At 45.2% G+C, this 11,443-nt stretch carries 12 protein-coding genes and 4 tRNA genes; 4 read left to right on the top strand and 12 right to left on the bottom strand.

Annotation, left to right across the window (positions count from 1 at the left end):
- The 5 genes from pepN to HRU21_07585 form a co-directional block, all read right to left on the bottom strand.
- Window positions 1-655 (bottom strand): aminopeptidase N (pepN, locus tag HRU21_07565; protein ID NRA42154.1); only part of this gene is annotated, 655 nt, incomplete at its 3' end.
- A 1-nt stretch (window position 656) separates the two neighbouring features.
- Entirely contained in the window at window positions 657-1,490 is an 834-nt protein-coding gene (locus HRU21_07570; protein ID NRA42155.1) for a DUF2797 domain-containing protein, read from the bottom strand.
- Window positions 1,491-1,500: 10 nt separating this feature from the next.
- Entirely contained in the window at window positions 1,501-1,776 is a 276-nt protein-coding gene (locus HRU21_07575) for a DUF1315 family protein (GenBank protein NRA42156.1), read from the bottom strand.
- 27 nt (window positions 1,777-1,803) lie between these two features.
- Window positions 1,804-2,799: a metallophosphoesterase gene (locus HRU21_07580; protein NRA42157.1), complete on the bottom strand. Its 996-nt coding sequence runs from the start codon at window positions 2,797-2,799 to the stop codon at window positions 1,804-1,806.
- The gene (locus HRU21_07585) at window positions 2,789-3,679 is read right to left on the bottom strand and encodes an NAD(+) kinase (protein NRA42158.1); all 891 of its coding nucleotides are present in this window, start codon (window positions 3,677-3,679) and stop codon (window positions 2,789-2,791) included. Before HRU21_07585 ends, HRU21_07580 begins: the two co-directional genes overlap by 11 nt.
- 88 nt (window positions 3,680-3,767) lie before the next feature.
- Between HRU21_07585 and HRU21_07590 the strand changes: the two genes are divergently transcribed.
- The gene (locus tag HRU21_07590) at window positions 3,768-4,862 is read left to right on the top strand and encodes a DUF1853 family protein (GenBank protein NRA42159.1); all 1,095 of its coding nucleotides are present in this window, start codon (window positions 3,768-3,770) and stop codon (window positions 4,860-4,862) included.
- 60 nt (window positions 4,863-4,922) lie between these two features.
- Here HRU21_07590 and HRU21_07595 read toward each other — a convergent pair whose 3' ends face one another.
- From HRU21_07595 to HRU21_07605, 3 genes are read right to left on the bottom strand one after another with little or no spacing between them, the layout of a single operon-like run.
- Complete coding sequence (locus HRU21_07595; GenBank protein ID NRA42160.1) at window positions 4,923-6,065, bottom strand: cyclic nucleotide-binding domain-containing protein; 1,143 nt, start codon at window positions 6,063-6,065, stop codon at window positions 4,923-4,925.
- Between the two features lie 16 nt (window positions 6,066-6,081).
- Complete coding sequence (locus HRU21_07600; protein NRA42161.1) at window positions 6,082-7,050, bottom strand: hypothetical protein; 969 nt, start codon at window positions 7,048-7,050, stop codon at window positions 6,082-6,084.
- Window positions 7,051-7,087: 37 nt separating this feature from the next.
- Window positions 7,088-8,446 (bottom strand): hypothetical protein, encoded by a 1,359-nt coding sequence (locus HRU21_07605; GenBank protein ID NRA42162.1) that lies wholly within the window; start codon window positions 8,444-8,446, stop codon window positions 7,088-7,090.
- 162 nt (window positions 8,447-8,608) lie between these two features.
- Here HRU21_07605 and HRU21_07610 point away from each other — a divergent pair, with 162 nt between their 5' ends.
- The gene (locus tag HRU21_07610) at window positions 8,609-9,514 is read left to right on the top strand and encodes a methyltransferase domain-containing protein (GenBank protein NRA42163.1); all 906 of its coding nucleotides are present in this window, start codon (window positions 8,609-8,611) and stop codon (window positions 9,512-9,514) included.
- Window positions 9,515-9,735: 221 nt separating this feature from the next.
- On the opposite strand, the gene HRU21_07615 is transcribed toward HRU21_07610, so the two are convergent.
- From HRU21_07615 to HRU21_07630, 4 genes are all read right to left on the bottom strand, one after another.
- A tRNA-Asp gene (locus HRU21_07615) sits at window positions 9,736-9,812 on the bottom strand.
- Between the two features lie 141 nt (window positions 9,813-9,953).
- Window positions 9,954-10,029: transfer RNA gene (locus HRU21_07620), tRNA-Val, on the bottom strand.
- Between the two features lie 191 nt (window positions 10,030-10,220).
- Window positions 10,221-10,297 (bottom strand) — tRNA-Asp (locus tag HRU21_07625).
- A 47-nt stretch (window positions 10,298-10,344) separates the two neighbouring features.
- Window positions 10,345-10,420, bottom strand: a tRNA-Val gene (locus tag HRU21_07630).
- 165 nt (window positions 10,421-10,585) lie between these two features.
- Between HRU21_07630 and queD the strand changes: the two genes are divergently transcribed.
- Together queD and HRU21_07640 are read left to right on the top strand one after the other, a co-directional pair.
- Complete coding sequence (gene queD / locus HRU21_07635) at window positions 10,586-11,002, top strand: 6-carboxytetrahydropterin synthase QueD (protein NRA42164.1); 417 nt, start codon at window positions 10,586-10,588, stop codon at window positions 11,000-11,002.
- A partial coding sequence (locus HRU21_07640; GenBank protein ID NRA42165.1) for a hypothetical protein occupies window positions 10,999-11,443 on the top strand: 445 nt, incomplete at its 3' end. The genes queD and HRU21_07640, both read left to right, overlap by 4 nt.

Here is an 11,443-nt window from a genome sequence, read left to right on the forward strand (position 1 = left end):
TTTGCAGCTTCACATCGCGACCAGACTGCGTAACAAATTGGTCCTCAACCACGGCAAGGTTGCCAACAACCAGTGCAAATAAATAACAGGGCTTTTTAAAGGGGTCATGCCAGCAAACCGTTCTAACACCATCGAGCACTGAATCCTGAATACAGTTACCATTCGACAACATGCGATTAAAACGCCCCTCAGGCGCTTGTATGGTAACCAAAAACTCACTCATCACATCGGGTCTATCGATAAAATAGGTGATTTTGCGAAAGCCCTCGGCCTCGCATTGCGTGCAATACATGCCGCGCGAGTGGTATAAGCCTTCTAGTGAAGTGTTTTCAGCAGGAAAAATTTTGACTTTAGTGCTTAAGGTAAAGCTATCAGCTAGATACTTAGCTTGAATAATTAAATGCTCTGCAGTAACGGCATACTGATCCGAGCTTAAAGGCTTATCATCCACAGAGCAGGCTATTAGCTCTAATGATTGGCCATCAAGCTGTAAATCTTCCAAGCGCTGCCGGCGCATTGTTAAATGGCAGCTCACCAGAGTGAATGCTGGCTGAATATCAAAATATAATTCGGTTCGATCAATCGTATAGGCAGGCGGCTGATAATCGCTCAAATACTTAATTTCGGGTTGAGTCGCGGCGCTGGCTTCTTTCATACTAATCCTCAAGCACAGATAAATTTAGCTGATAGCCTGAATATTTTCGCATATTTATTACCCCGCTATCTAAGATCAGGTACTGCCCTTTTATACCCATCAACTTGCCGACAAGCTCAGGGTTTTTATCCAAATTAAAGGACACCACCTTCGTTGGGTATTGCTCGACTGGAAAACTAATCTCGGTCGGCTCAGCATCTAAAATTCGGCTGATCGCTTGCAGCCCATACTTATCTTCAAGTGCTTGCAAGTCAGCCGCCGCAAGATCAAATAAGCGGTCTCGCTCAGCTCGCATATCGAGGATGTCTACCTCGTTTTTTAACATTTTTCGCCAGTTAGTCTTATCAGCGGTGTATTGCTTAAAAACAACCTCGCATAATCCTGACAGCTGTCGCGTGCTAACCCTTAAAATGGGTAGGGCTTGAATCGCACCTTGATCAATCCAGCGAGTGGGAATTTGCGAGCCACGGGTAATACCCACCTTAAGACCCGAGGAGTTAGCCAAATAGACATAATGATCAACAAAGCAGTTTTGCTCTGCCCAATCAGGTTCGCGACAGCTGCCCTGCTCGAAATGGCATTTTTCTGGGCTAACAATACAGCTATCACACCGCGCTAACTTGCTGAAGCAGGGGTAGCAATAGCCCTGGTTAAAACTTTTTTTAGTTTTACGACCACAGTGCTGACAGTTGATTTGTTGCTGATAATCTATATGAATGGTGCGGCCAATTAGCGCATTGATATCAACTAGCTGATCGCCAATCGGTAAATGATACTGAACCTGATCAGGCAGCCATTCAGTATGCATTTTATTAATATTTCCAGAAGCTAACATTGCTCGTATCTCAGTGCCATTTAATCGGTTTGGCTTGCTCAAGATTATCTGGTTTTGTGCTGCCGTCTTCATTATGACAGTTTGAGCCAGCCATATTTACAAAACCTACACGCTGCTGATCGTCGAGATTATGTTCAATCTCATACGCGATAACGGCCTGCATCGCGTTTTCACGCTGTTCAGCAGAGACCGCTCTGCCATCGGGCCATTTACCAATTTCAATCGCACGTTTTAAATTTTGATAGATTTCAGGGGTAATATTTTGAATTAATTGTTTTAAGTCCATAGCTGTCTAAAACTCATTGATTGACGGTTACATCGATAAGTCGTTTTCAATATCGATGGCGCGATTAACATCACTTTCTACGAAAACAAAATGTTTAGGGTCTAATATCGGCGAGCGAGTGTCGAAACAATAAGCGACAAGCTTACCATTGTTAACCGCTGAATAATCCAAGCAGGCGATATTCGCGGCAACCAGTGCTGGCTCGCCTTGCAGCCAATAGTGTCCAATAAATAAGGGCTTTTCGTGACTGGGATAATGACTTAAATGTGCCTGCTCTGCGGCATCGAGCCGTTGCGCTCGCATCTCAGCGGGCAGCGGGTCGGGTTGAAAGACGATATCATCATAACATTCTGCGTTTTCAGCCCAAAAATGTACCCTAAAGCTGCGTCTTTCAAAGCCATCACGGCTTTTAATAGAATAGCCATGCGGTAACTTGAGACTGACGCCGCGCGTTAATCGTTCCACAGCTCTGGCCGCAACGGATGTATAGTCTGCACACTGCTGCACACGCTCAGGGCTAAGGCAATAACTGTTGAAACGCTGCCAATAAGCAGCAATCCGGGCTTGGTCCCAACAGGCATGCACAACGCGAAAATGCTCAAACTCTAGAAACAGCGGCAGGCGTGCAAACCAATCCAGATAGTCTTGCCATTCTTCAGGGTGAGCCGCAAATGCGTCTAAAGTTGCTTGAATTTGCTGTTGCGCTCTGGGATTGTGTGCACGTAAATACCCTTGCTCAAGCTTTGTAAAATAAGCGACCGCATTAAATTCGTGATTGCCAATTACGATGTGCGCAGCGCCCTGATCAACCATGGACCGCACTATCGCCAAGGTTTCACGGATTTGCGGGCCGCGATCAATCACATCGCCGACAAAAATCACCTGCCGTTTCCCATCAGGGAAGTGATAAACACCAGCATGTTGACGATAGCCTAACTTCAGTAGCAGCTGGGATAGAGCGTCGGCACAGCCGTGGACATCGCCAATAATATCGAATTGCGAGCAACGGGTTTCAATTAACAAGCTTTTGCCCCCAGGCGAGCTTGTCACGGCAGGCAGAATAAAAGCTATGATCAGTGGGATGAATGAGTTTCAGCTTATGCGGCTTTTTATAAATATAAACGACATCGCCCGGCTGCGCTTTTAAGCTTATATGACCGTCACAGGTAACGGTAGGCGATGTCGCCGTATCTTCAGAAATTCTCAGTTTAATTTCAGCATTACCGTCGACCATGATGGGTCTTGCATTAAGCGAGTGCGGAAACATCGGCACTAGGCAAAGTGCATCAAGCTTGGGGTGCATTATTGGGCCGCCAGCTGATAAGGAATAGGCTGTGGAGCCGGTTGGAGTTGATACAATCAAACCGTCAGAACGTTGCGAGTAAACGAACTGTCCTTCTATTTCTAGTTCAAACTCCATCATCCGTGCAGTTTCGCCAGAGCTTAAGACTACATCATTAAAAGCACTGCCTTTCGCTACTGGCTCGCCGCCACGTTTGACCACCGCATCGAGCAGAAACCGTTGCTCAACTATATAGTCACCGGTAAGCACCTGCTCAACTTTAATTTCGATCTCATCCGGTGAGATATCGGTTAAAAAGCCTAAGCCGCCGCGATTAATACCAAGCACCGGCACTGACTGCGATGCCAGTTCGCGCGCTGCACCGAGCATGGAACCATCCCCACCCACGACAATAACGAGGTCACAGATCTCACCAATCAGCTTGCGGGTGCTGACCTGTAAACCGTGGTCAGGCATCAATGCGGCAATGTCTTTTTCTAAAACAACCGTCAGGTCGCGTGCTAGTAAAAACTGTTTTAGCAGTTTGACCGACTCTAAAACCTGCGTATTATCGGCAGCTAAACGACCAATAATACCAATATTGCGAAACTGATACTCCATATCGATCCAAGCAGTGTGGTTAAATGGTTGACCAGTATACAACAAAGCCAAGCGCACCGCTCAGAGTATTCGTGCGTATGATTTATCTATGTCAGCCACACCCAACACCGATGCCGAGCTCGCCGCCATCAATTACGCTCTCGACTTAGTCGCGGCATTACAGTTACCCGAGCTAAGCAGATCAAATATTAGCCATGATGACTGCTACGGCACAACGCTGGCTGAAACACTAGACCGTGAGTTTGAACAACAGCAATGGCAGCCTGTTTTAGAGGTTATGCAGCATGACGAACTAAAAGCTGGCCGACGCTTACGGCTTGGGGTTTATTATGAAAGGCTGTGGCTACATTTATTTAATCAATACCCTAAATTGCAAGTATTGGTGGCAAACCTACAAGTATTTGAGAAGAAACAGACCGTAGGCGAGTTTGATTTTATCCTGCAGCGCGAGCAGCAGCTGATTCACCATGAGATTGCCATCAAGTTTTATCTCGATACCGCGGCACTGTTCAGCTCGCAAACCTGGCATGCAGATTTTACAGCAGAAGATTTTCTACTAGGACCGAACAGCCAAGACAGCCTCTCAAGAAAATTTAGCCACACGTTAAATAAGCAGCTGAAGCTGGGCAAAACTCCAGCTGGCCGAGCCGCCATTCAACAAGCTCTAGGCAATCATGAAGCCATAGATTTGGATACGCTTAAAACCAGCTACTCGATAAAAGGCTATATTTTTCATCACATCACATCTTGCCCTTGGCAACAGCATAAGGCTTCACCACCTGCACTGTGGTTATATCTTGATGAAGTTGATTTGTTTGATCAGCAACTTTCAGCAACTGAATACGACTGGGCGATTTTGGCAAAGCCGGATTGGTTAAGTCAAATTCACCCTATCGCATCTATCGAGGTGATCGCGCGCCAGCAAGCCGTGAACAGCTGCGTCATCAAAGAGCGACTAAATGCCCTGCTGCACAACAAACGCAGCCCAATTATGTTAACTGCTTTCAGGCCATTGAGCGAAAGTACATATAAAAGTACACATAAAAGTAAACATATAGATACCCTGATAAGCGCGCTTAATCTTAACTTTCAGCAAGCAAATGAATTAGTTGAAGAAGTATTTCGCTGCTTTATCGCACCGAGAACATGGCCTGGACTCGAGCAGCCCTTATTCAAATCTTAAGCCGTTCAGACTAGCAATTGTTAAGGCTCGTTATAACAACTTATCTATGTTAGTTTTTAGTTAATATTTATCTGTAATCAAGCTCTGCGTTGAAAACAACTGCCGCTGATCTGCACGCAGCTCATCAATACCTGGCTTGAGTGCTCGCACATTGAAACCTTGCTGGCTTAAAAAATAACTGGCCATCTCTGCGCGATCTAAGCGATTTGAGTAACAGACATAATGCATACCAGAGTCTAAAACAGCCGACTTTAAAAAACTCAAATGCAGAGGTAGATGAATAGCACCTGCATAGTGACCGGCATTAAACTCTGCTTCAGTTCTAACATCAATGAAACAGATGTTATTTGCCTTAGCATGTAAACATGTGTTTAAGCTTATATAGTTTACGTTTGGCTTCGCCAGCAAACTGAAGAAATCTTGCTGTGCTAATCGCATCAGCTCACCATCTTGAGACATAATCACTGACGCATTGCGCGGCGCATTATTGACTAGCGCGTCCTCACCAAAGACATCACCTTGGTGCAACAGCGCTATTGGCTGCTCACCACTGTCTGATTGAAAAACTTTGGCTTCACCTGATTTTAAGAAATAACAGCAATCGCCTACATCACCCTGCCGGATAATACATTGCTGCTTACTAACTTTTACAGACTCGAATTTTTGTATGATTTGTTGAAGATTTAAAGGCGGCACCTTTAAAAACAGCTTCGACTCCAGCAAAGATTTTATCCATAGATAATCCGCCTCTAAAGTAGCCTGATCAGCTATCTCCGCCAATATACACTTTGCTGCTAAGCCCCAGGCGAGTAAGCTTTCTAACTGTTTCGCCTCAACTTGCAGAATTTTGCTATCAGAGCGTGCGGTGACTGATACACGTTGCGTGCTGGCGGATATAAATGGCAAGGCTGCTTTTTCATCAAGGTGGGATAAACAAAAAATTTCACCGCTTAATGTGCGAATCTCTATCGAACCAAATAATAAATAATAGTAACAGTCTCGCTGTTCACCAGGCTGCATGAAGTTATTACCGCCGCTGGCGTTTAATACCTTAGCTGACAAGCACAGCTGCTGCATTTGCTTGGCCGAGAGTGCATTTAATGGAATAAGTCGCTGCCAAATACTGTCTGGCAACATGTCATGATTATTATCTTGCGTAACTTGGTTTTTTTGCGCTTCTTGCGTTTCTTGCTTTTCTTGCATAACCAATCAACATCGCTTAACTATTCATCAATATGGCGAGCTTTGACTGTAAATATCTCGCCCCCTGTAAACCGCCAGTATTCAGAGACAATACTCTAGCTGCTGGATTCTGCTGCATCCACTGAGTCACTGAAAAAAAATGTTTGGCATTATAAATAGGGTCTAAATCGTGACTGTACTTATACCTAAACTCCTGTAGGTAGCTGGCAAGACTCTGATTAACCTTACCGAAAGATAAATTAAAACTATTGTTTAATAATTGAACTTCATACTCAGCGTTAGCATCTACAGAAAATTTATCAGCCATCTGTTGATGATTTTTTAACGCCAAGATGCCAAGTATTGGCTTCGATAATGCTCGCAGCGCCTGCTGCAGAAAGACGCCACTGCCTACGGGTAATGAAACATAATCAAAATCGGATAAGGATAATTGTTGCTCACTCAGGCTATGCAGCACAATCTTTCTAAGTAGCTGAACCGCTGCATCGTCATTGACAGTGTTTTGCCCGATAAAGTGGCTACCTCCCTCAGCAATGAATAAAGCCTTGTTTATATCAATGCCATGCTGGGCGCAATATTCTTTAACCCTGACTAAATCATCGCGCTGGCTGTATTGCCAGTGCGAGAGAAAATATATGCTCGCATGCCACTGCTGCAGATCTGTTAAAGTTGGCGTCATAGCTTGTTCAGGATAGCCACGCACTAAAGCCGTAAAAGGAATATTAAGCTGATTACACAGGTATGCTAATGCGTGCAAATGATTAGAGTGACGTCCACCTAGACTTATAATCTGCTGATAATCATGCTGCTGAAAAAGGGATAAAAATGGCAATAGCTTAAATAACTTGTTACCCGAAATAATCGGGTGCATTTGATCTAGACGAATTTCACACCAGCGTTTTGATGACAAATCCAGCAGCTGACAATCAACTTTTATATCATCGCACTGTTGCATAAAGCCTTGGAAAACTAGTGGATCAAGCATAATGTTTAAGTGTTTTAATTTTTAAATATTAAAGATTTTAAGCATTTCGATGTTGATCACAGATGTTAGATTGCCCGATAACAAAGTCCGAAGCTAATTCAACCCTGTTAAGCGGCTTGCAACAGGCATCTTGGGTTCCCTGCCGATACTCACATTGCGGGCTTTCATAATGCCTCAGCCAAGCTAAAAATGCTGACTTAGAAAGCTTGCAGTACTCTGCCAAAAACGCAGCTGTATCATCAAGATATCGAGCAACATCGTCAAGCGCAATGGTAATATGGCCGACACCTAGATGATAAGCAACAAAGGTCACCTGACTATCATGCAGCTGTTGCAGCACACGTTGATCGCTATCATGCAGCAATTGATAATTCTGTTGCTTTAAACGAGATATCTCAGCATCTAATAAACTGGCCTTTTCCTCTCGGTAGAACAACTCCACCTCTCGCAACACTAATTGCTGCTTATAATCATGCACCGTCTGGCTTAATCGGCTTTGCAGCTCTTGATCAAAGGCCTGCTTTAGCTCAGCAATTTTTTGTTGCTCTATTAACTGCCCTTCCGCCAGCTGATCTAATAAATTGCTTCGTTCAGCCGCAAATTCGGCAGCCTCATCATGCTGCTTTTCGGCAATCGAGGTATATTCACGCTGCTGATCTGCGACTTGCTGACGTAACAGATCAATTTCATCCATATGTTGCTGCTGAGTGGACTGCAGTTTTTGCTGCAGCTCTGACACCGTTTGCTGATGCCGCTGCTGTAATAGCTGATGCTCAGACCGTAATTGCTCTAAGTCACTTTGCAACTGCGCCTCGCGTTTCGCGGCTTGCTCTTGTTCTGCTTGAGCTGATTGCTTTGGCATACTAGCAGGGCTTAGCGTGGGAACTGCCAGTGGAATATCATCGACAACTGCCTGAGGCTCAATCGCTCGACTGATTGGCTGAAGCACCGGCACCTGATTCTCAACCCCGCGCGATGGAGCAAATGCCTGCGGATCTAGATCATTGACGGCTGATTGGATTAGCGCCAGCCAATCATGTTCAAGCTCAATTAAACTTGCTGCTAACCAAGCGCGATGGCAGTTTGATTGCGTTACCACACGAAGCGGGTGGTCGCTCAAACCTGCAACTATCTCAGCATCATAGAGCAACTCTTCAAATGGCAGCTGCCAACCGGCAGCTACGCTGCCAGAAGCATTGAATGGCAAGGCAAAACAAAGCACAGCTTGAAGCTTGCTGCTTTGATCGAATTGCACATACACCGCATCCAGCGTTTGATCGCAGAAATTCGACAAGTGCATTACACCTTGCTTAATTGCGCCGAATTCAGCAGTGGAAAGTGTTTGAATGACCGCTTTATTGATGATTAAGCAGACGGCCTCATGATAGATTGCCATAAATAGATATTTTTACTCTGTGACTGGATACAATAACGGCATAACTTTTAGCATCTGTTTTTGCATCACTTTTAGCATAAGTTTAGCTATAACGTTGGACAAAGGTTTTATGCAAGGGTTTCACACCGTCACTCACTGATTTTAAGGCGAACGAAGATTAGCATGCATATCACAATACATGATGGCCTCAGTCAATCTGAGCATCTGCTAAATGACAGATCGATCACATTTTTAGATTGTCGTCAGCCCGAGACATTTTTGCGCTTACGTCATCGGCAAAGCATCAATATTCCATGCCAAGATTTATTTGCTCGCATGCATGAACTAAGTCCTGCGCATCAAGCGCTGTTTATTCTCATCGATGCGGATCAATCTCAGCAATGCCAGCAGTTTTTTTTCGATAAACAGTACCATCAAGTTACCTTGATCATTTGGCAAAGTGACTGCATCGACTGGCTGCAACAGCATCAGCTGCTTGCCTCAGGCCCGCTAGATGCTGCACAGCAGCAATTGAAGCTATGGCGCGCATCGGCATTGGTTGCGGACTTTCTTGATATGTACGACAGCGAAGCTAATACCACCAAGCGCGGCCTTGACCTTGGCTGTGGCAGTGGTCGCGACATGCTAGCAATGGCCCAGCACGGCTGGCAAATGACCGGCGTTGATTATAACGCCGGTAGCCTTGAGCGTTGCCAGCTAACCGCAGCAGAGATGCAGTTGGCGATAGCAACAAGATGCCTTGATTTAGAACAGTCAGCGTCATCGGTCTTAGCTAATGCCTTTGATGCCGAAACATTTGATGCCATTACTGTTGTACGATACCTTCATCGCCCGTTATTTGATGAGATGATACATTTACTGGCGCCGGGTGGCTTTATCATTTATCAGACCTTTATGCAGGGCTGTGAACGCATCTCTCGCCCCAAGAACCCACGCTTTTTATTAAAGCCTGACGAGCTAAAACAGATTTTTCATCTGAATGCTGGCTTTGAGCTACTGCAAGATCAGGTTTATTACCTAGCAGATGGCCGTCCGATGTCGGCTTTTATTGCAAAAAAACCGCTATAGCTGGCCTATTAAGAGGCTGATTAACATAGCGTATAACACCGCTTATGTCGCTTGTTGATAAGCAGTACAGCATCATTTGCAGTGATTGAGCGAAACCAACTAAGCTATAAAAATCTCAGTCCGCAAGCTTGAGAGGCGCACACGGCAGACGATAAGCAATAGAGTAAGCAATAAATAAGTAAGGCAGATAAACTAAAGATAAAAACAGATGTAAAAAGAAATGGCGGACCGGACGGGACTCGAACCCGCGACCCCCGGCGTGACAGGCCGGTATTCTAACCAACTGAACTACCGGTCCGCATAATGATATGCAGAATTTAACTATCAAATTTAACTTTCCACAGCTATCAATAACAGCTATCAATAGCGGTAAGCAAAACACTGATACATAAGTTCTACATTTATAGTTGCTGCTGGTAGTTCATCACAGCGACTAAATTGGTGGGTGATGACGGGATCGAACCGCCGACCCTCTGCTTGTAAGGCAGATGCTCTCCCAGCTGAGCTAATCACCCTGTAAGAGCCTCTAATGTCGTATCATATTCAAATCGATACATTGCATTGCGTTGTTGCGATATGTAATGACGACATTAACAACGACGACAATAACAACATGACGACATTAAAGTCACAACTGCGCACAGTTGTTGAAACTTTAAACTTGCTTCAGCTAAGCCGTAGTTAGCAAGCAAAAAGTTTGTGTAAATGGCGGACCGGACGGGACTCGAACCCGCGACCCCCGGCGTGACAGGCCGGTATTCTAACCAACTGAACTACCGGTCCGCAATTCTTTCATCGGCGCGGGTAGCTCATCGCGCCAGATGTTTGTTTGGTGGGTGATGACGGGATCGAACCGCCGACCCTCTGCTTGTAAGGCAGATGCTCTCCCAGCTGAGCTAATCACCCCAAAAAGAGCTGCGTATTTTAGGCAGTTTTAGTCGTCTGTCAATCTATTTATGATCGAAAGCGATAAGACTGATTAGTAATTAAACAAGCATCTATCGGTTTACACTTTTGTTGCGTTGACGCTTAACGTAAAATGCGCTTTCTCGATTTTTTGAAACTAGTGCGATGGAAATTTATAAAGAATTCTCGTTTGACTCTGCACACCGATTGCCGAACGTACCTGAGGGCCATAAATGCGGGCGGCTGCATGGCCACACCTTTTATGTGCGTTTATACCTTGCCGGCCCGATTGGTGAAACCAGCGGCTGGGTGATGGACTTTGGCGATGTCAAAGCGGCTTTTAAACCCATCCTAGAACAATTAGATCATTACTACTTGAACGACATTGAAGGCCTAGAAAACCCGACCAGTGAAAACCTGGCCCGCTGGATTTGGCAACGTTGCAAGCCTTTGCTGCCATTACTTTCGAGAGTTCAAATTCGAGAGACCTGCACCTCTGCCTGCTTCTACACCCAAGCAGACGCCGATGCCGATGCGTTGGCCATGTCAAAAACCGAGCAGAACGCCGAAACACCATCATGATCATTTTTCTGCGCAGCAAACGCTGCCAAGCCCTTATCTTATTGACCGTTCTGTTAACACTTGGCGGTTGCGTATTAAAAACCTCGGGCAGTACTGATAACGGCGAGCCCGAAGATGGTGATGATGGTCGCGACCAAAATACCAATATTGATATTAATATCAGCACCTCCGCTTACCCGATTTTGCAAGAGGCCAATGCACTTCACCGCTTTAACCAGCGCGACTTTCAACTCGACCAAGCTCAACCTGCCAACCCTAGCAATGAATCGATTATTGTTTTTTTTGATAATTTATTACCTGCCCAAACCAGTGATATTCTCGATGATGATCAAGACCCCTCTTTAAATGACTTAGCGATTGCTCGCACTAACTGGACCGAGCAGCGTGACAATTTACGCTGGGTCAATATTGACAACTTCAGCAATGACCCTGACTCGCCGT

It is taken from the genome of Pseudomonadales bacterium (assembly GCA_013215025.1).
GTDB lineage: Bacteria > Pseudomonadota > Gammaproteobacteria > Pseudomonadales > DT-91 > DT-91.